We start from the raw sequence: 19,981 nt of genomic DNA on the forward strand, positions 1-19,981 counted from the left end.
ACGTAACAAAAGGTGACTTCTTAGGATCAGCAAGCGGAGCGGTAGTATTAACAGCATTAATCGTATTTCTATCAAGCGTATTAGTATAATAAAAGTTTTAAATTGTACAAAATGAAAGGAGAATGAGGAATATGAACAGTGAACAAGTGTTACAAGTAACAAAAACAGATTTATTAGGATCATTAGGCGGAGCGGTAATATTAACATCATTTATTCTATTCCTTGCAAATATATTAGTATGAAAAATATAAATACAATCATTCAAAAAAAATAAAGACTCTAACGTATTAGTAAGTAGTTAATATGTTGGAGTCTTTTTTGTTTTCCTCTCATATATACCTTCAAGTATTAATATTTTCCCCTTACTTTAAAGAGAAAAAAGTCGAATTTTATATGTAAGAAAAAAAGAGGAATTTGACAGAAAAGATAGAAAATTTTAAAGGTCGGAAATTGTTAGCTTGCTAACTAATTTCTATTAATTGATGTTGGAAGCGTTTTCGGTTGGTTTTAAGTATAGACCATTTAATCTATTTACAGGGGGATGAAGATATTATGAAACAAAAATCTATGGATACGCTAGCTGCACAAATGGAGGACTTTTTTCCGGTACGTGATGTAGATCATTTGGAATTTTACGTAGGGAATGCAAAGCAATCAAGTTATTATCTTGCGAGAGCGTTTGGATTCAAAATTGTAGCTTATTCTGGATTAGAAACAGGAAACCGTGAAAAGGTATCTTATGTTCTTGTGCAAAAAAATATGCGTTTTGTTGTGTCTGGAGCTTTAAGTAGCGATAGTCGTATTGCAGAGTTTGTAAAGACTCATGGTGATGGAGTGAAGGATGTGGCTTTACTTGTTGATGATGTTGATAAAGCCTACTCTGAAGCTGTAAAACGTGGCGCTGTTGCGATTACTCCTCCTGAAGAGTTAACAGATGAGGAAGGTACCTTGAAGAAAGCGGTTATTGGTACGTATGGTGATACAATTCATACGCTTGTAGAGCGTAAAAATTATAAAGGAACATTCATGCCAGGATTCCAAAAGGTTGAATTTAATATTCCATTTGAAGAGTCTGGTTTAATTGCTGTAGACCATGTAGTTGGTAACGTTGAGAAAATGGAAGAATGGGTTAGTTATTATGAGAACGTCATGGGATTTAAACAAATGATCCATTTCGACGATGATGATATTAGTACAGAGTATTCGGCATTAATGTCAAAAGTTATGACGAATGGAAGCCGTATTAAGTTTCCGATTAATGAACCAGCGGATGGAAAAAGAAAATCACAAATTCAAGAATATCTAGAGTTCTATAACGGAGCAGGTGTACAGCATCTCGCTTTATTAACAAGTGACATTGTAAAAACAATTGAAGTACTTCGTGCAAATGGCGTGGAGTTTTTAGATACGCCAGATACGTATTACGATGAGTTAACAGCACGTGTTGGAAAAATTGATGAAGAAATTGATAGATTAAAAGAATTGAAGATTCTAGTAGACCGTGACGAAGAAGGTTATTTATTACAAATCTTTACGAAACCAATTGTAGATCGTCCAACTCTATTTATTGAAATCATCCAACGTAAAGGTTCTCGTGGATTTGGCGAAGGGAACTTTAAAGCGTTATTCGAATCAATTGAAAGAGAACAAGAGCGTCGCGGAAATTTATAAAATTTGTATCCACCAGCAAGAGTTCCTTTGTTGGTGGAAATTTCATTTTCATAGGGAGGAATCACGATGAAATTTGTTACATTTCGTCTCCCATCGAAAGAAATGCGAGCTGGATGGCTTGAAGGTGACAAAGTAATCGATATGAATCTTGCAAGTAATGGACAATTACCTTCTTCTATGTTCGCCTTTTTAGAGAAAGCAGATGAGTATGTAGAAGTATTGCGTAATATTAAGAATCCTGAAAAGGGTATATATTCCTTAGAGGAAGTTCAATTAGCAGCGGCAATTCCTAATCCGAGTAGCATTCGAGATTTTTATGCATTTGAGCAGCATGTAAAAACAGCCCGCGGGAGAAGGGGGCTAGATGTTGTACCTGAATGGTATGATATCCCGGTTTTTTATTTTACGAACCACCGTGCTGTTATTGGGCCAGATGATTTTGTTATTGGTCCGAAGAAGTCTAAAAAGCTTGATTATGAGTTAGAGATTGCTTGCGTAATTGGGAAAGAAGGACGAAACATTTCTCGTGAACGAGCAGAGGAATATATTTTTGGTTACTGCATTATGAACGACTGGAGTGCAAGGGACTTACAAGCAACAGAAATGAAAGTGGGACTCGGTCCAGCGAAAGGAAAAGATTTTGCAACTTCATTAGGAGCGTATCTCGTTACGAAAGAGGAATTAGACGTTTATCGTAATGGTGATCGTTATGATTTAGAGATGACTGCTCATGTAAATGGGCAACTGTTATCAAAAGGGAATTTCCAAGATATTTATTATGCATTCTCTGAAATGATTGAACGTGCTTCGGAAGATGTTACGTTATATCCAGGGGATGTTATCGGGTCTGGTACAGTGGGAACGGGCTGTATTTTGGAGCTTGGTACGGAAGAGTGGCTGCAAGATGGAGATGTTGTAGAGCTGTCGATTACGGGTTTAGGTACGTTACGTAATACGGTCAAAAAAGAAATGGAAGCAGGTGATGGGCATGTTTTATCGTCACATGGGGGAGCTACCTCATAAACGACATGTACAATTTCGTAAAAAAGATGGATCGCTTTATCGTGAGCAGGTAATGGGGACAAAAGGTTTCTCTGGTACCCAGTCTATTTTGTATCATCATTATATGCCAACAGAAGTAGGGCATGCGGCATTATCGCATTCTTGTCAGTTACAGTATGAAGAGGATGTTACTCTTGCTCATCGCCACTTCCGTACGAAAGAAAATAAAAAAACTGGTGATGCAGTAAGCGGAAGAAACTTTATGCTTGGGAATGAGGATTTATTAATTGGAGTAGTGAGTCCAACAGAAAAAATGGATTATTTTTACCGTAATGGTGATGGCGATGAAATGTTATTTGTTCATTATGGAACAGGAAAAATTGAAACGATGTTTGGAACGATTCACTATAGAAAAGGTGATTATGTAACAATTCCAATTGGAACGATTTATCGTGTTATTCCAGATGAGGGAGAGACTAAGTTTCTTGTTGTAGAGGCAAATAGCCAAATTACAACACCAAGTCGCTATCGCAATGAATATGGGCAATTGTTAGAACATAGTCCGTTTTGTGAAAGAGATATGCGTGGACCGGAGAAATTGGAGACATATGATGAAAAAGGTGAGTTTGTCGTAATGACAAAGTCGAGAGGTTATATGCACAAGCATGTGTTAGGGCACCATCCGTTAGATGTTGTTGGATGGGATGGGTATTTATATCCGTGGGTCTTTAATGTGGAGGATTTTGAACCAATTACAGGTCGTATTCATCAGCCACCACCAGTACATCAAACATTCGAAGGGCATAATTTCGTCATTTGCTCTTTCGTACCGCGTTTATACGATTATCATCCAGAATCTATTCCGGCACCATATTATCATAGTAATGTGAATAGTGATGAAGTACTGTACTATGTAGAAGGTAATTTTATGAGCCGAAAAGGTGTAGAAGAAGGTTCTATTACGCTTCATCCAAGCGGAATCCCGCATGGGCCACATCCAGGGAAAACAGAAGCGAGTATAGGGAAGAAAGAGACACTTGAACTGGCTGTTATGATAGATACATTCCGTCCGCTTCGTATTGTAAAACAAGCACATGAGACGGAAGATGAAAAATATATGTATAGCTGGATTGAAGAGGGTTCATATACTGCGAAATAAGTAAAAAGAGGCATGCTCACTACGGGAGCATGCCTCTTTTATGGAATCGACATGTATAATAATACCAAAAAAAGTTATAGAAAGATATATAGAAAGATATATAGAAAGAGTGATAAAGATCGTGCATATTCAGAAGAATTTCTACTTATTTCGACAGGGATTGTTATGGCTAAATTTTGTGTTTGAAAATTTACATTTTTCTAATTATATATAATATAATTGTTGGGGAACTAAGGGGGGAATTTATGAAAAATACATGGCGTGAGTTAAGAGAGATGGATCGTAACGTATGGATTCGATTTATCGGTGAGACATTGAACGGAATTGCGATGATGATGTTAATGCCTTTTTTTGCACTATATTTAAAAGATAAGGTAGATTCTTTATTACAAGTTGGAATCATTATGGCGCTTTCTCCAATAGCTGCAAGCTTTGGCTCGCTTATAGGCGGAAGAATAGCTGATATATATGGAAGAAAGCCAATTATGATATTTTCAATGGCGAGTAATGCGTTATTAATGCTCGGTTTTTTATTTATCGAAGGATTTATTCCATACGCTATTTTATCTATTTTTTTAGGGTTAAGTAATTCTTTATTTCATCCAGCAGCATCAGCGATGGTTGCAGATGTGACGGCGCCAGAAAAAAGAACAGAAGCATATGGTTTATTGCGAATGGGACACAATATTGGTGCTGCAATTGGACCGATAATGGGAGCATCAGTAGTTGTTTTATCAAAGAACCTCGTGTTTATTATTGCTTCATCCGCTATGTTGTTTTATGCGCTACTAGTGTTAGTACTTATTAAAGAAACAATGCCAAAAATTACGGATATGACGGAAAAAAGTAAAGAGCAGGAATCCGGAGCAGTTTGGAAAATTTTAATGAGAGATAAGGCGTTAATGATTTATTTGTTAGCGGGGATCATTATTTCTATGGGGTTTTCTCAAACAGAAGGCATGTTACCGCTTCACTTTGATAACGAAATGAAGGATATTTTTGGAGTCAACAATCCATACCCATATTTAATGGCATTAAATGGTCTATTAGTTGTTTTATTTCAATTTCAAATTTCAAAATGGGCGACAGATAAACCTGTTGGAAAGACAATGTTATACGGTGCGTGTTTGTTCGGAATTGGTTTGTTTTTTATAGGATGGTTACCGAAGTGGTTTGGAGAATATGATACAAATGCTACAATTATTTTAATGACGTTAATGTTTGTTTATGCCATATATACGTTAGGCGAGATGATTATGTCGCCTGTACAGATGACGTTTGTAGCGAATTTGGCCCCTGAGCATTTGAGAGGAACCTATATGGGGGCGGCGAGTTTGCAGTGGATTACAGGAAGTGCATTCGGTCCACTTCTTGGTGGTTTTTTATTGGATCGTTTGCTTGGTCACTACTTATTTACAATTTTAAGTGTAGGGTGTGTAGTTGCAGGCTTTGTATATGTTTCTTTAGATCGTCTTGTTGAGCAGAGGCAAAAAGATACGCCTACAAAACAGTCTTCTTAATAAAATAAAACTTTAATCAATGTTTTTTCACCCCCCACAAATGGTAGGGTAATATAGATGACATACACACAAAGTGGATTTCTACATATTTTAGGTACATAACTAGATTAGATAGCAATTTTGCTCTAAAGTTTAATTTTGTTTAGGTGTGTAGAAATTAAAGAGAAAAAGTGTAGAAAACCAATAAGTGGTGTCTTTTAATTATTTGTGGAAGTTACATTTTATTTCAAATAGGAACTACCTATTTTTATAAAAAGTGCTAAAATAGAAAAATGAAAACAATTGGTTAGGGTGATTTCAGTGACAAAAATTAAATTAGGTTTATTATACGGTGGAAAATCAGCTGAGCATCAAGTTTCGTTACAAACGGCTCTTGCTGCTATTAAAGCATTAAATCAAGATAAATTCGAGATTCATCCAATTTATATTACAGAACAAGGCCAATGGATGCGTGGAGAGCGTATTGAAGGCGAAGTAACAAATGTTGAGGCATTACAAATGAGTGGGGAAGAGAATACAATTTCTCCTGTATCATTAAGTACAGAAATTATCCCAACGGCAACTTCTAAACAAGAAGATGCAATTGATGTTATTTTCCCATTATTACATGGACCGAATGGCGAAGATGGAACAGTACAAGGGTTATTAGAATTACTAAACATTCCATATGTAGGTAACGGTGTATTAGCATCATCTGCTGGTATGGATAAAGTTGTTATGAAAAATATCTTTGCAGAAGCTGGATTGAAACAAGCGAAATATGCATCTTTCATTCGTAGCGCATGGGAAAAAGATCGTGAAACAGCATATGAAAAAGTAGAAGAAGTATTAGGATATCCTTGCTTCGTAAAACCAGCAAACCTTGGTTCAAGTGTTGGTATTAATAAGTGTAACGATCGTGAAGAGCTTGAGAATGCATTCGAAGAGGCATTCCAATTTGACCGTAAAATTATTGTAGAAGAAAATATTGTAGGTCGTGAAGTAGAAGTTGGTGTATTAGGTAATGATGAGCCGAAATGTTCAGTTGTAGGTGAAATTGTACCGAAAAAAGATTTTTATGATTACAAATCGAAATACATCGATGGTGATACAGCGTTAATTATTCCAGCTGAAATGACAGAAGAAGAGTCTAATGTAATTAAGCGAGATGCAATTATCGCATTCCAATCATTAGATGGTTCGGGCTTAACACGAGCTGATTTCTTCTTAACGAAAGATGGAGAAGTATATATTAACGAAGTAAACACAATGCCAGGATTCACGCCGTTTAGTATGTTCCCTCTATTATGGCAACATACAGGGTTACCGTATCCGGAATTAATTGAAGAGCTAATTCGCTTAGCGATTGAGCGTCACGAAGAAAAACAAAAAATTAAATATACAATCTAACAAAAAAGGAGGAAGCACTATTCGAAGGAATAGTGCTTCCTCTATGTAAGGAGTGTTTTCATGATAAATCGAACGTTAAAACAAGTAGAGCAGATGATAAATGGTACTGGATTAGCAGAGCAGTATGAGGGAATTACTATACAAGGAGTGTCTATTGATACGAGGAAAATTGAAAATGGAAATTTATATGTTCCAATTCAAGGTGAACGTTTCGATGGACATGCTTTTGTAGACAAAGCTGTTGAAAATGGGGCGATTGCTACATTATGGATGAAAGATGTAGAAAACCCACCTGAAAATCTTCCGGTTATTTTTGTAGAAGATACACTAGCAGCATTGCAAATGTTAGCGAAAAACTATCGTGATCAATTGGATGTAAAAGTTATTGGTGTAACGGGTAGTAATGGTAAAACATCTACGAAAGATATTGTAACAAGTATTCTTGCGACTAAATTTAAAGTTCAAAAAACAGAAGGTAATTTCAACAACCACATCGGTTTACCTCTTACTATTTTAAATTTAGAGGAAAATACAGAAGTAGCTGTATTAGAAATGGGCATGTCAAGCCGAGGAGAAATTGAATTTCTATCTAAGTTAGCTCGTCCTAATGCAGCTATTATTACGAACATTGGTGAGGCGCACTTAATGGATTTAGGCTCTCGTGAGGCGATTGCTGAAGCGAAGTTAGAAATTGTTACAGGTTTACAAAAGGGTGGCGTGTTCGTATATAATGGAGATGAGCCGCTATTAACGAATCGTGTTCCAGAAATGAATTTAGCAGCTGAAACAGTTACATTTGGTGATGCGAGAGCAAATGATTACTATCCAACTACTGTAACATTGCAGGCTACTGGGACACACTTTAAGATGAACAGGGATGAAACTTTGTCATTCTATTTGCCAGTACTAGGAAAGCATAATGTATATAATACGCTTGCTTCAATGGCAATTGCAAAACATTTTGGTGTAACGTGGGAAGAAATGAAACAAGGTTTAGTAACACTTCAAATGACAGGTATGCGTATGGAAATTGTAAAAACAGATAGTGGTTTAACAATTATCAATGATGCTTATAATGCTAGTCCAACAGCTATGGAAGCTGCGTTCCACCTAATGAATGGTTTAGATGGATTTGCTAAAAAAATTGTTGTGCTTGGTGATATGTTAGAACTTGGAAATCAAGAAGTGCAATTTCATTATGAAGTAGGTAAATTAATTGATCCAGCAAAAATTTCATATGTATTCACATATGGTAAATTAGGGGCTCAAATTGCTGAAGGTGCAAAAATTAATTTCCCTAAAGACCGTGTAAAAGCGTATGATAGTAAAGAAGAGTTAATAAAAGAGTTGCAAGCAGTAGTCGGTACGAAAGATGTTGTATTAGTAAAAGCATCTCGCGGCATGAAATTAGAAGAAGTAATTACGATGTTGAAATAATTGGTGTATATAAATAGGGATGATAGCCACGAAAATAGTGGAAACTTATAATAAGCGCTTACAGTAAACGATAAAAAAATAAAAGTAAAGAAAAAAGCTCTGAATATGAAATAAGGTAACAGTTGGGGTTTGCTTTTTACACCTACAAAACTTATAATTGATAAAGTGTAATAACGTTTAGAAGTATTTTCGTGAAGAATATACGCCCGGTTATATACGTAAGTATTCAGGAAAATGGCTTTTCCGCAAGTTCGGAAAACGCCTTTTTTTAAATGATAAGTATAGGATAGAAAAGGAGAAGTAACATTGACAACATTTCGAGAACTAGGATTAAGTGAGTCTTTACTACAATCTGTTGAAAGTATGGGCTTTGAAGAGGCTACGCCGATTCAAGCTGAAACAATTCCACATGCATTGCAAGGTAAGGATATTATTGGGCAAGCGCAAACAGGTACAGGGAAAACAGCAGCATTCGGATTACCACTATTAGATAAAGTGGATACAAATAAAGAAGCAGTTCAAGGTATTGTTATCGCGCCAACGCGTGAATTAGCAATTCAAGTTGGAGAAGAGCTATACAAAATTGGTAAACATAAACGTGTTCGTATTCTACCAATTTATGGTGGTCAAGATATTAACCGCCAAATTCGTGCTCTAAAAAAACACCCACACATTATTGTAGGTACGCCGGGTCGTATTTTAGATCATATCAACCGTAAAACACTTCGCTTACAAAACGTAGAGACTGTTGTTCTTGACGAAGCGGATGAAATGTTAAACATGGGCTTCATTGAAGATATTGAAGCGATTTTAACAGATGTGCCAGAAACACATCAAACATTATTATTCTCAGCGACAATGCCAGATCCAATCCGTCGTATTGCTGAGCGTTTCATGACTGAGCCTCAACACATTAAAGTAAAAGCAAAAGAAGTAACAATGCCAAACATTCAGCAGTTCTATTTAGAAGTGCAAGAAAAGAAAAAGTTTGACGTGTTAACACGCTTACTAGATATTCAATCTCCAGAGCTTGCAATCATATTCGGTCGTACAAAGCGTCGTGTTGATGAATTATCAGAAGCATTAAACTTACGTGGTTATGCAGCAGAAGGTATTCACGGTGACTTAACACAAGCGAAGCGTATGTCTGTATTACGTAAATTTAAAGAAGGTACTATTGAAGTTCTTGTTGCAACAGACGTTGCTGCACGTGGTCTTGATATTTCAGGCGTAACACACGTATACAACTTCGATATCCCACAAGATCCAGAATCATACGTTCACCGTATCGGTCGTACTGGCCGTGCCGGTAAAAAAGGTATTGCAATGTTATTTGTAACACCACGTGAATCAGGACAATTAAAAAATATCGAGCGTACAACAAAACGTAAGGTTGATCGTATGGACGCACCGACACTTGACGAGGCGTTAGAAGGTCAACAACGTTTAATCGCTGAAAAACTTCAAAGCACAATTGAAAATGATAACTTATCATACTACAAGCGTATTGCAGAAGAAATGTTAGAAGAGAATGATTCTGTAACAGTAGTAGCTGCTGCTTTAAAAATGATGACAAAAGAGCCGGATACAACTCCGATCGCTTTAACATCAGAACCACCAGTTGTTTCAAGAGGTGGCGGTGGCGGTTCTAAAAAACGCGGTGGTAACGGAAGTGGATACCGTGATGGTAACCGTAATCGTAGTCGTGATGGACGCGGCGGTGGCGATGGTCGTAACCGTGATCGCAATCGTGATGGACGTGGAAGCGGAAGTGGCGATGGTCGTAACCGTGATCGTAATCGTGATGGCGGTAGCCGTGATGCTGGTAGCCGTGATGGTAACCGTGGTCGTAAAGGTGAAGGTCGCCCTGGATCTTCAAATGGACGCGGCGAAAGAAAACATCATAGCCGTCCACAAGCTTAATAAAAAAGAGAATGCCCTTTGCTGGCATTCTCTTTTTTTATTTCTGTAATTGTGCATACTACATAGTAACTCGTATAGAAATGAGGTGCTATATGCTTGTAAGACTTGGGTATGTTGCGATGAGTGTACATTTGAAGAATGCTTCTCCATCTCAAACGATGACATATGCACAGTTTCAGCGGATTGATGATCGAGAGGCTGCAATTCGTAAACTTGAAAGAATCGCTAATTCGAATTTGGAAAATTGCTTACGGTTATTAAAACATAATAAAGGGCATGATATATCTTTCTTTCGACTTAGTTCCAAGCTTATTCCTTTAGCGAATCATGAGGAGTTGTTAGATTGGAACTATATTCGTCCTTTAAAAGAAAATCTGAAAGAATTAGGTGAATATGCAATTCGTATGAATATGCGAATTGACTTCCATCCAGATCACTTTGTTGTACTAAATTCACCTGAGGAGAGTATTTTCAAACAATCTGTAAAGACATTGCAGATGCACAAAAAATTGTTAAAGGGTATGGGAATTGAACATAAGCAACGATGTGTATTACATGTGGGAGGAGGTTATAAAGATAAGGAGCTTGCATTAGAACGCTTTATAGAAAATTGGTCAACTGTTCCAAGAGGTATTCAAGAGATGATTATATTAGAAAATGATGACACGACCTTTTCTTTAGAAGAAACATTGTATTTAGGTGAGAAATTAGACATTCCAGTGGTGTTTGATTTGCACCACCATATGATGAATAATGACCAGGAAGATTGGCATGAAGATTGGGCGCGTGTTGTACATACGTGGGAATCGTCTTTGTTACCAGTTAAAATGCACATCTCCAGTCCTAGAGATGGAAAGAACCCGAGAGCACATGCAGATTTTATTGATGTAGATACTTTCTTATCTTTTTTGAAAAAGATAAAGGGGAGTGTTCCGCGAATTGATTGTATGATTGAGGCGAAGAAAAAGGACGAGTCTTTATTTCAACTAATGAGAGAGTTAAGTAAACAAACAGATGTGGAAATTATCGATGGTGCGAGCTTCTATATTAAATAAGCTCTGCGCCATCGTTTTTTTTTGTTAAAAAAGGGGTGCACATGCCGCCGATGATCAGTCCTGTTAAATGGCTTATAGGATTGGCAGAGGGATTAAAGAAAGTAAATAGTAGTAATATAAGTATCATTATTGAAAAAATAGCGATGTCTCTTGGTTTTGAAGAACGATATCGACTATACAATAAAAATAATTGGGCGCCTAGTAATCCGAAAATACCACCAGATGCTCCGGCGTGAATATATTCAAGAGGCATAATAATATAAGAAGAAATATTCCCGAGAATGCCAGAAAGGAAAAAAATAATGATGAAAGAAAAGTGTCCTAGTTGTTTTTCGATAGAAGAACCAAATACAAATAAACAAATACTATTAGAAAGGAAATGTTGTAAGTCTACGTGTACAAGTAAGGAAGTTATGACACGCCACCATTCTCCTTTAGCGATATATTCATTGTAGGTTGCCAGGTGAAAGAGGGAAAAGTCGCTCAATATAATCATGACTAATTGTATAAGAAGTAAAGAAATGATAATCGGTTGTAAGGAAATGCGAGTGGATGGTATTAGCATGTTGTTAGTATCACTCCTTTTGCATCAGAAAGATTCTCTGTTATTCTTACAATATGAATGAAGAAAGCTAAATAGAAGAAGGGGATTTTGAAATGATTATAGGGATTGGAATCGATATTATTGAGTTAAATCGAATTGAAAAAATGCTAGATGGAAAGCTTAAATTTATGGAACGTATTTTAACTGAAAGAGAACGTAGTGTTGCCGAGGGGCTGAAAGGAAGTCGTCTTACAGAATTCGTAGCTGGAAGATTTGCAGCAAAAGAGGCGTATTCTAAAGCGGTAGGGACCGGTATCGGGAAAGAAGTGAGTTTTTTAGATATTGAAGTAAGGAATGATGATAGAGGTAAGCCGATTATCATTACAAATACAGAGCATATTGTTCATTTATCAATTAGTCATAGTAAAGAATTTGCCGTTGCTCAAGTTGTTTTGGAAAGCTCGTCACGCTAGTCTGCATATTTTATATCTTTGTCTCATATATTTGAGGTAGCGATAAGGAAGGCATATCTTCCATTCATTTATAGGGGCAAAGGGGCTGAAGTGATGAAAAGGCGTCTGTTTTTAGTTCTTGTCGGTTTATTGACCGTTTTTGTGTTGGCGGGTTGTATGGAAAAGAAACAAGAAGATGTTGTGAGAGATTTAGAAACAAAAGTTAAAAGTATGAAGAGTTATCAAGCTGAAGCGAAATTATCTATTAAAACAGGAAATGAACCTCAAGAGTACAATGTAGAAATTTGGCATAAAGAACCTTCGTATTATCGTGTGAATTTGCAGAATGCGAAAAAGGATCAGAGTCAAATTATTTTAAGGAATGATGAAGGTGTATTTGTATTAACACCGGCACTTAATAAGAGTTTCCGTTTTCAAAGTGATTGGCCGCAAAATAGTAGCCAGGCTTATTTATATGAATCACTTGTAAGAGATATTTTGCAAGATAAGAAAAACCTCTCTTTCGAGAAAACAGATAAGTATTATGTGTTTAAAACAAAAACAAATTATCAACATCAAAATATGTTGCCGAAACAAGAGATTAAGCTGAATAAAAGTGATTTAACACCAGTTTCTGTGAAATTGATGGATAATGATCAAAATGTCCTTGTAAAAGTAGATTTCACTAAAGTGAAGTTTGATGCAAAGTTTGATAAAGGTGCATTTGATACGAAACAAAATATGTCTAGAGCACAAGTAGATGTTCAGACGGCAGCGAAAGAAGACAAACCGTTTGCTATTTTGTATCCACGTGATACACCGCAAGGTATGACTTTGAAAGAGGAAGAAGAGTTGAAGACAGACAGTGGCAAGCGTGCAATACTCACATACACTGGAAGTAAGAAATCCTTTACTTTAATACAAGAAAAGTCAAAAGTTGCAGAGGCCTCATCGGCGGTAAGTGTAAGTGGAGAGCCGGTTGATCTTGGTTTCACGATTGGTGCATTGACGAAAGACTCTGTAACGTGGTCACATAACGGAGTAGAATATATGCTCGTGTCTAAAGGTTTAGAGCCGAATGAGTTGTTGATGGTTGCTCGTTCGGTTACAGCGAAGCAGGTGAAGTAAACTTCTTAGACGTGGTGATATATGTGCACCACGTCTTTTCTTAGTTTGAAGGTGGATTTCATAAAAGAAGCATATAAAAGAATAAGCTTCGCATATCGTGTATAAGGAAGTGTATTTATGGAAGAAGCACCGTTTTACCGTGACACTTGGGTGGAAGTGGATTTAGATGCGATCTATAACAATGTTACGCATATTAAAGAGTTCATTCCAAGTGATGTAGAAATTTTTGCTGTAGTTAAAGCGAATGCATATGGGCACGATTATGTACCAGTGGCTAAAACCGCATTAGAAGCAGGGGCAACAAGATTAGCAGTTGCTTTTTTAGATGAAGCTTTAGTGCTTCGGAGGGCTGGTATTACTGCACCGATTTTAGTATTAGGTCCTTCCCCTCCTCGTGATGTAAATGTTGCTGCTGAAAATGATGTAGCATTAACTGTTTTTCAAAAAGAATGGGTAGAAGACGCGATAAAGCTCTGGGATGGTTCATCAATAATGAAATTCCATATTAATTTTGATAGTGGTATGGGGAGAATTGGAATACGCGAACGCAAAGAATTAAAGGGGTTCTTAAAGAGTTTAGAAGGCGCGCCATTTTTAGAGTTAGAAGGAGTATATACACATTTTGCAACATCCGATGAGGTTGAGACTTCTTACTTTGATAAGCAATATAATACGTTCTTGCAGCAGTTAAGTTGGTTGAAAGAATTTGGAGTGAACCCTAAATTTGTCCATACAGCCAATAGTGCTGCAACGTTAAGATTTCAAGGGATTACATTTAATGCAGTGCGAATTGGTATTGCGATGTATGGACTATCCCCATCTGTAGAAATACGTCCTTTTTTACCGTTTAAATTGGAACCGGCGTTGTCACTTCATACGAAAGTTGCTCATATTAAGCAAGTGATTAAAGGGGATGGGATTAGTTATAATGTCACATACCGAACGAGAACCGAAGAATGGATTGCGACAGTTGCGATTGGGTATGCAGATGGCTGGCTTAGAAGATTGCAAGGGTTTAAGGTACTTGTAAACGGTGAAAGAGTACCGATTGTAGGGCGAGTGACAATGGATCAATTCATGATACATCTTCCTTGTGAAGTGCCACTTGGTACGAAAGTTACACTCATTGGGAGACAAGGTGATGAGTATATTAGTGCTACCGAGGTTGCTGAATATTCCGGGACTATTAATTATGAAATTATTGCAACGATAAGCTTCCGTGTACCGAGAATATTTATACGACACGGTAAAGTTGTAGAAGTAATCAATTATTTGAACGATATATAGAAGAAGGTATTATTACTCAGCATCTCGTCATTTGGAGGAGTTTCACTAATAAAGAATAGGCTCTTTTTCGCTGGGGAGCTTCTTTTTATACTTGTTATTAATATAAGTTGCAATGAAATATTACGGAAGGATTGCTTTATTTCTTGTTTGAAAGAGATAAAAAGTAAAAGAAGATGAATGTTTTATTTATGAATTGGAAAACATAAGCAAGGAATAAGGAAGTCTTTGCAACAGGCTCCATACAATGGTATTATTACAATAGGTGTCATATATATATTTGGGTGTGTAGTTGACGGTGGAGGTGTATTTTTGTGTCCGAATCAAGTGTAACTACTGAAATCGTGGTTCGGTTGCCAAAGCAAATGGTAACGGAATTGGACGGAATTGGAAAACAAGAGAATAAGAATCGCCATGAACTAATTTGCCAGGCAACACAACTGTTATTGCGTCAACATAAGACGAAGAAACGCTACCAACATGAATCAATGCGACGTGGGTACATTGAAATGGGAAAAATTAATCTTGGTATTGCATCTGAAGCTTTCTTAGCAGAGTATGAAGCAGCTCATACAGTAGAACGCTTAGTTAGCGGGGGGTAATATTTTGATTGTAAAACGCGGCGACGTGTATTTTGCAGACCTTTCCCCAGTTGTTGGTTCTGAGCAAGGAGGCGTTCGTCCGGTTCTTGTCATTCAAAATGACATCGGAAATCGTTTTAGTCCGACTGTGATTGTAGCGGCTATTACTGCACAGATTCAAAAAGCGAAATTACCCACTCATGTGGAAATTGATGCGAAAAGGTACGGTTTTGAGAGGGATTCTGTTATTTTACTTGAGCAGATTCGAACAATCGATAAGCAACGCTTAACGGACAAAATCACTCATTTGGATGAAGTGATGATGAGTCGTGTAGATGAAGCGTTACAAATTAGTTTAGGACTAATAGATTTTTAAATCGGCAGTTTAAGTTGCTCTCTTTACAGGGCAACTTTTTTTTATTATAGAGGAGGTTACGGTTGGATATGGAAATGGTAGATAATCGACAAGGGTTAATGAAAATGTTAGTGAAAGAATTAGGCTTTACAGAAAAGCAAGTTCGTCATGTTATTCAATTAACAGAAGAAGGTAACACAGTTCCATTTATCGCTCGTTACCGAAAAGAATGGACAGGGTCTCTTGATGAGGTGCAAATTCGTGCAATCTTAGAAAGATGGCAATATATGATGCAACTAGAAGATAGGAAAGAAGAGGTTCTTCGTCTTATTGGTGAAAAGGGTAAACTAACCGAGGAGTTGCGTCGTCATATTGTTGCTGCAACAAAACTTCAAGAAGTAGAAGACTTATATCGTCCATATAAAGAAAAAAGAAGAACGAAAGCTACAATTGCTAAAGAAAAGGGATTAGAACCGTTAGCTGAGTGGCTATTATTATATAAAAAAGAAAATCCAGCAGAGAAGGCTATGGAATTTGTTAATGCAGAAAAGGAAGTGGCGTCTGCAGAAGATGCGTTGCAAGGTGCGCAGGATATTATTGCGGAACTTGTTTCGGATAATGCGGCATATCGTAGTTGGATTCGCAATACTACTTTCCGAAAAGGGATTATGTCTTCATCTGTAAAAGATAAAGAAAAAGATGAAAAGAATATATATGAAATGTATTATGGCTATGAAGAACCGTTGCAAAAAGTAGTGCCGCATCGTGTACTAGCTATGAATCGTGGTGAAAAGGAAGACGTATTAAGAGTTTCTGTTATCACGCCAATTGAAGAAATTCTTCAGTTTTTACATAAAAAAATGATTCTTGATGAAGCTTCTAAAAGTGCGCATTATGTACAATTAGCGATGGAAGATGGATATAAGCGATTAATTCAACCTTCAATAGAAAGAGAAATTCGTAAAGAATTAATGGAAACGGCCGAAGAACAAGCGATTCATATTTTCTCTGAGAATTTACGTAATTTATTATTACAACCTCCGATGAAAGGGAAAGTTGTGTTAGCGGTAGATCCAGCATATAGAACCGGTTGTAAATTAGCTGTAGTAGATGATACAGGGAAAGTTCTTCACATAGATGTTATTTATCCGCATCCGCCTGCTCGTAAATATGAGGATGCAAAAACGAAAATCATTTCAATTATAGATAAATATGAAGTTGAAATGATAGCGATTGGAAATGGTACAGCTTCGAGGGAAACGGAAGAATTTATAGTAGATGTATTACAAAATGTAGAGCGAGATGTATTTTACATTATTGTAAATGAAGCGGGTGCTAGTGTGTACTCAGCATCTGATGTAGCTCGCGAGGAGTTTCCAAATTTACAGGTTGAAGAAAGAAGTGCTGTTTCAATTGGGAGACGTCTACAAGATCCGCTTGCAGAGCTTGTGAAAATTGACCCTAAATCTGTTGGAGTGGGGCAATATCAACATGATGTATCTCAAAAGAGATTAAATGAATCATTAACATTTGTAGTAGAGACGGCAGTTAACCGAGTTGGTGTTAATGTAAATACAGCTTCAGTTGCATTGTTGCAATATGTTTCGGGATTATCAAAAACAGTTGCGAAAAATATTGTAGCTAAGCGTGAGGAAGATGGGAAATTCACGAAGCGTACTGAATTAAAGAAAATCCCACGTTTAGGTGCAAAAACATATGAGCAATGTATCGGGTTTTTACGTATATTAGAAGGAGCGAATCCGTTAGATCGCACAGGGATTCATCCAGAACAATATAAAAATGTTGAATTGCTATTGAAGAGCTTAGGGTTATCAAAGAATGATGTGGGGAAACCAAACTTGCAAAAGAGTTTCGAAGGAGTAGATATTTCTAAATTATCTCAAGAGACGGAGATTGGTGAGCCGACATTAGTTGATATTATGGATGCTTTAATTAGCCCGGAGCGAGATATGAGGGATGAGTTGCCAAAGCCACTTCTGAAAAAAGGGATTTTAAAATTAGAAGATTTAAAGCGTGGTATGGAATTAGAGGGAACGATCCGCAATGTTGTTGATTTCGGTGCCTTTGTTGATATTGGTGTGAAGCAAGATGGTTTAGTACATATTTCTAAACTAAGCAAACAATTTGTAAAGCATCCATTAGATATTGTATCCGTGGGACAAATTGTAAAGGTATGGGTAGATGATATTGATACGAAAAAAGGTCGTGTTGCATTATCAATGTTACCGATTGAATAGTAAGAAAAGAGAGCAGATGAAACTGCTCTTTTTTTATGAACTGGAAAGTTTAATTGATTATGAGCTTTGATGTATTTTACTATAATAAAACCAGCATTCATTTAGTAACTTGATTTGATACCGGTTTTTCTCAAAATATGCACGTTGCATTTGCTTCTTTAGCCACGTGGGCATAGGAATCCCTCCTTGTTTAATCCTGCTCTCAAAAAAAGTAGCTCCTTTTAGTTAAAGTAACTTTGATGAGAGGTTGGTGAGTGGATTTCTAGCAATGCTGCATTTTTAGAAATCACGCTTCTTGAATGAGGATGGGTATATGTACTATTTACTATATGTATAAGAAGGGAGAAAAGTGTGGAAATATTTTTTAGTTTAGGAGGAATGAGAATGGATGAGCAAGAAATTCAGCGGTTAGTGGAAGAGGTATCGTTACAATGCTTTGGAATGCCGTTTTTACATAAAGCGATGTTTAATAGTAGGTTACGTACAACTGGTGGGCGCTATCTATTGAAGAATCATAATATAGAATTGAATTATCGATATTACGAAGTATATGGAAAAGAAGAGTTAGTCGGGATTGTTAAACATGAACTTTGTCATTATCACTTACATATCACAGGAAAAGGGTATAAGCATCGAGATAGAGATTTTCGTGAGTTATTAAAGAAAGTAGGTGCACCACGTTTTTGTAAACGAATGATTAGTGAGGAGGAAACGAGAGTTTCTATGTATGAATGTATGGGGTGTTCTTTTCAATATGTAAGAAGACGTCAAATAAATACACAAAGATATGTATGTGGAAAGTGTAAAGGACAACTAAAACTGGTAGTGAAAACATCTTGACAGTGAAAACGCAATCCAGTATATTATAAACATGTCACGTTTGCGCAAGATGTTGTGAAAAAACTTCTTGACTTACGATGAGAATTTTTATAAGATACAAATTGTCTTCATTATTCCGCAGTAGCTCAGTGGTAGAGCTATCGGCTGTTAACCGATCGGTCGTAGGTTCGAGTCCTACCTGCGGAGCCATACAGAGAAGTACCCAAGTGGCTCAAGGGGCTCCCCTGCTAAGGGAGTAGATCGCTAACGCGGTGCGAGGGTTCGAATCCCTTCTTCTCTGCCATACATATTGGCCCGTTGGTCAAGTGGTTAAGACACCGCCCTTTCACGGCGGTAACACGGGTTCGAATCCCGTACGGGTCACCACTTCGGAGGATTAGCTCAGCTGGGAGAGCACCTGCCTTACAAGCAGGGGGTCGGCGGTTCGATCCCGTCATCCTCCACCATATAAATTATATAAATAATATTATCGCGGGGTGGAGCAGTACGGTAGCTCGTCGGGCTCATAACCCGAAGGTCGCAGGTTCAAATCCTGTCCCCGCAACCAAATGGTCCCGTGGTGTAGTGGTTAACATGCCTGCCTGTCACGCAGGAGATCGCCGGTTCGACCCCGGTCGGGACCGCCATTTTAACTTCTGCTATATAGCAGTTGTTTTTTATTGGACATTATGGTAAAATAACATTTGTCTTTGAAAAGAAGATAACTATTTCGATGGGCTATAGCCAAGCGGTAAGGCAACGGACTTTGACTCCGTCATGCGCTGGTTCGAATCCAGCTAGCCCAGCCATTTACGAGCCATTAGCTCAGTTGGTAGAGCATCTGACTTTTAATCAGAGGGTCGAAGGTTCGAATCCTTCATGGCTCACTTTTGTTTTTTCCGCGCGGTCGTGGCGGAACGGCAGACGCGCTAGGTTGAGGGCCTAGTGGGGGAAACCCCGTGGAGGTTCAAGTCCTCTCGGCCGCATCAAAAAATCTTTTAAAAAGTACTTGCATTTGAAAATGTAGTATGGTAAGATAATTGAGTCGCCAAAATACAACGACGAAAAAACATCATGAATAAGCGCCCGTAGCTCAATTGGATAGAGCGTTTGACTACGGATCAAGAGGTTAGGGGTTCGACTCCTCTCGGGCGCGCCATAACGGGAAGTGGCTCAGCTTGGTAGAGCACCTGGTTTGGGACCAGGGGGTCGCAGGTTCAAATCCTGTCTTCCCGACCACGCGGGTGTAGTTTAGTGGTAAAACAAGAGCCTTCCAAGCTCTGGTCGAGAGTTCGATTCTCTTCACCCGCTTTTAGTTCTTTGAAAACTGAACGAAACAAACAACGTGAACGTCAATTTTTATTTTTAGATGCTAGACAAACTAACTTTATTGGAGAGTTTGAT

Annotated in this window: 19 protein-coding genes and 12 tRNA genes; 29 read left to right on the top strand and 2 right to left on the bottom strand. The window is 37.6% G+C overall.

Going from position 1 to position 19,981, the window contains the following annotated elements; all coding sequences use genetic code 11:
* The 10 genes from MR155_RS28875 to uvsE form a co-directional block, all read left to right on the top strand.
* Positions 1–89: DUF3948 family protein (locus tag MR155_RS28875; RefSeq protein ID WP_016362188.1), on the top strand; the 89-nt coding region annotated here is incomplete at its 5' end.
* A 42-nt stretch (positions 90–131) separates the two neighbouring features.
* The gene (locus MR155_RS28880; protein ID WP_001083697.1) at positions 132–242 is read left to right on the top strand and encodes a DUF3948 family protein; all 111 of its coding nucleotides are present in this window, start codon (positions 132–134) and stop codon (positions 240–242) included.
* A gap of 310 nt (positions 243–552) precedes the next feature.
* Positions 553–1,671: a 4-hydroxyphenylpyruvate dioxygenase gene (gene hppD / locus MR155_RS28885; RefSeq protein ID WP_219300602.1), complete on the top strand. Its 1,119-nt coding sequence runs from the start codon at positions 553–555 to the stop codon at positions 1,669–1,671.
* 66 nt (positions 1,672–1,737) lie between these two features.
* Complete coding sequence (locus MR155_RS28890; protein WP_113938345.1) at positions 1,738–2,694, top strand: fumarylacetoacetate hydrolase family protein; 957 nt, start codon at positions 1,738–1,740, stop codon at positions 2,692–2,694.
* Positions 2,660–3,832, top strand: coding sequence for a homogentisate 1,2-dioxygenase (locus MR155_RS28895; protein ID WP_113938346.1), 1,173 nt, complete (start codon positions 2,660–2,662; stop codon positions 3,830–3,832). The genes MR155_RS28890 and MR155_RS28895 overlap by 35 nt, the downstream gene beginning before the upstream one ends.
* Before the next feature lie 245 nt (positions 3,833–4,077).
* Positions 4,078–5,352 (top strand): MDR family MFS transporter, encoded by a 1,275-nt coding sequence (locus MR155_RS28900; protein WP_002009960.1) that lies wholly within the window; start codon positions 4,078–4,080, stop codon positions 5,350–5,352.
* Positions 5,353–5,652: 300 nt separating this feature from the next.
* Complete coding sequence (locus MR155_RS28905; protein WP_002009961.1) at positions 5,653–6,741, top strand: D-alanine--D-alanine ligase; 1,089 nt, start codon at positions 5,653–5,655, stop codon at positions 6,739–6,741.
* Positions 6,742–6,801: 60 nt separating this feature from the next.
* On the top strand, positions 6,802–8,178 hold the full coding sequence (murF, locus tag MR155_RS28910) for a UDP-N-acetylmuramoyl-tripeptide--D-alanyl-D-alanine ligase (protein ID WP_219300598.1): 1,377 nt from the start codon (positions 6,802–6,804) through the stop codon (positions 8,176–8,178).
* A 306-nt stretch (positions 8,179–8,484) separates the two neighbouring features.
* The gene (gene cshA / locus MR155_RS28915; protein ID WP_002063522.1) at positions 8,485–10,101 is read left to right on the top strand and encodes a degradosome RNA helicase CshA; all 1,617 of its coding nucleotides are present in this window, start codon (positions 8,485–8,487) and stop codon (positions 10,099–10,101) included.
* A gap of 92 nt (positions 10,102–10,193) precedes the next feature.
* Positions 10,194–11,156 (top strand): UV DNA damage repair endonuclease UvsE, encoded by a 963-nt coding sequence (gene uvsE / locus MR155_RS28920; protein WP_002029436.1) that lies wholly within the window; start codon positions 10,194–10,196, stop codon positions 11,154–11,156.
* Here uvsE and MR155_RS28925 read toward each other — a convergent pair.
* Complete coding sequence (locus MR155_RS28925; RefSeq protein WP_242311839.1) at positions 11,149–11,721, bottom strand: rhomboid family intramembrane serine protease; 573 nt, start codon at positions 11,719–11,721, stop codon at positions 11,149–11,151. The genes uvsE and MR155_RS28925 overlap by 8 nt on opposite strands.
* A gap of 92 nt (positions 11,722–11,813) precedes the next feature.
* On the opposite strand from MR155_RS28925, the gene acpS reads away from it, so the two are divergent.
* The 6 genes from acpS (at position 11,814) to MR155_RS28955 (ending at position 17,758) form a co-directional block, all read left to right on the top strand.
* On the top strand, positions 11,814–12,173 hold the full coding sequence (acpS, locus tag MR155_RS28930; RefSeq protein WP_242311841.1) for a holo-ACP synthase: 360 nt from the start codon (positions 11,814–11,816) through the stop codon (positions 12,171–12,173).
* Between the two features lie 156 nt (positions 12,174–12,329).
* Complete coding sequence (locus MR155_RS28935) at positions 12,330–13,280, top strand: LolA family protein (RefSeq protein ID WP_002091373.1); 951 nt, start codon at positions 12,330–12,332, stop codon at positions 13,278–13,280.
* A gap of 117 nt (positions 13,281–13,397) precedes the next feature.
* Positions 13,398–14,567, top strand: a complete 1,170-nt coding sequence (gene alr / locus MR155_RS28940; protein ID WP_002009971.1) for an alanine racemase — start codon at positions 13,398–13,400, stop codon at positions 14,565–14,567.
* Between the two features lie 311 nt (positions 14,568–14,878).
* The gene (locus MR155_RS28945) at positions 14,879–15,166 is read left to right on the top strand and encodes an antitoxin EndoAI (protein ID WP_000004570.1); all 288 of its coding nucleotides are present in this window, start codon (positions 14,879–14,881) and stop codon (positions 15,164–15,166) included.
* A gap of 4 nt (positions 15,167–15,170) precedes the next feature.
* A complete protein-coding gene (gene ndoA, locus MR155_RS28950; RefSeq protein ID WP_242311843.1) occupies positions 15,171–15,521 on the top strand; it encodes a type II toxin-antitoxin system endoribonuclease NdoA in 351 nt (116 codons plus the stop codon).
* Positions 15,522–15,589: 68 nt separating this feature from the next.
* Positions 15,590–17,758 carry a Tex family protein gene (locus tag MR155_RS28955; protein WP_002029442.1) on the top strand — a complete coding sequence of 723 codons (2,169 nt, stop codon included), beginning with the start codon at positions 15,590–15,592 and terminating at the stop codon, positions 17,756–17,758.
* 57 nt (positions 17,759–17,815) lie between these two features.
* Here the strand turns inward: MR155_RS28955 and cmpA are convergent, their stop codons facing one another.
* Positions 17,816–17,932 carry a cortex morphogenetic protein CmpA gene (cmpA, locus tag MR155_RS28960; protein WP_001143642.1) on the bottom strand — a complete coding sequence of 39 codons (117 nt, stop codon included), beginning with the start codon at positions 17,930–17,932 and terminating at the stop codon, positions 17,816–17,818.
* A 210-nt stretch (positions 17,933–18,142) separates the two neighbouring features.
* On the opposite strand from cmpA, the gene MR155_RS28965 reads away from it, so the two are divergent.
* The 13 genes from MR155_RS28965 to MR155_RS29025 all read left to right on the top strand — a co-directional run bounded on the left by MR155_RS28965 (position 18,143) and on the right by MR155_RS29025 (position 19,888).
* Positions 18,143–18,598 carry a SprT family protein gene (locus MR155_RS28965; RefSeq protein ID WP_016095131.1) on the top strand — a complete coding sequence of 152 codons (456 nt, stop codon included), beginning with the start codon at positions 18,143–18,145 and terminating at the stop codon, positions 18,596–18,598.
* Between the two features lie 114 nt (positions 18,599–18,712).
* Positions 18,713–18,787, top strand: a tRNA-Asn gene (locus MR155_RS28970).
* Positions 18,788–18,790: 3 nt separating this feature from the next.
* A tRNA-Ser gene (locus MR155_RS28975) sits at positions 18,791–18,881 on the top strand.
* A gap of 8 nt (positions 18,882–18,889) precedes the next feature.
* Positions 18,890–18,964: transfer RNA gene (locus MR155_RS28980), tRNA-Glu, on the top strand.
* Positions 18,965–18,968: 4 nt separating this feature from the next.
* Positions 18,969–19,044: transfer RNA gene (locus MR155_RS28985), tRNA-Val, on the top strand.
* Between the two features lie 24 nt (positions 19,045–19,068).
* Positions 19,069–19,145, top strand: a tRNA-Met gene (locus MR155_RS28990).
* Positions 19,146–19,148: 3 nt separating this feature from the next.
* A tRNA-Asp gene (locus MR155_RS28995) sits at positions 19,149–19,224 on the top strand.
* A gap of 87 nt (positions 19,225–19,311) precedes the next feature.
* Positions 19,312–19,386, top strand: a tRNA-Gln gene (locus MR155_RS29000).
* Positions 19,387–19,391: 5 nt separating this feature from the next.
* Positions 19,392–19,464, top strand: a tRNA-Lys gene (locus MR155_RS29005).
* A gap of 16 nt (positions 19,465–19,480) precedes the next feature.
* Positions 19,481–19,563 (top strand) — tRNA-Leu (locus MR155_RS29010).
* 96 nt (positions 19,564–19,659) lie between these two features.
* Positions 19,660–19,736: transfer RNA gene (locus MR155_RS29015), tRNA-Arg, on the top strand.
* Positions 19,737–19,739: 3 nt separating this feature from the next.
* Positions 19,740–19,816: transfer RNA gene (locus tag MR155_RS29020), tRNA-Pro, on the top strand.
* A 1-nt stretch (position 19,817) separates the two neighbouring features.
* Positions 19,818–19,888: transfer RNA gene (locus tag MR155_RS29025), tRNA-Gly, on the top strand.
* Positions 19,889–19,981 lie beyond the last annotated feature (93 nt).

The sequence above is a fragment of the Bacillus cereus group sp. BfR-BA-01331 genome, from assembly GCF_022663915.1.
GTDB classification, from domain to species: Bacteria; Bacillota; Bacilli; order Bacillales; family Bacillaceae_G; genus Bacillus_A; species Bacillus_A mycoides.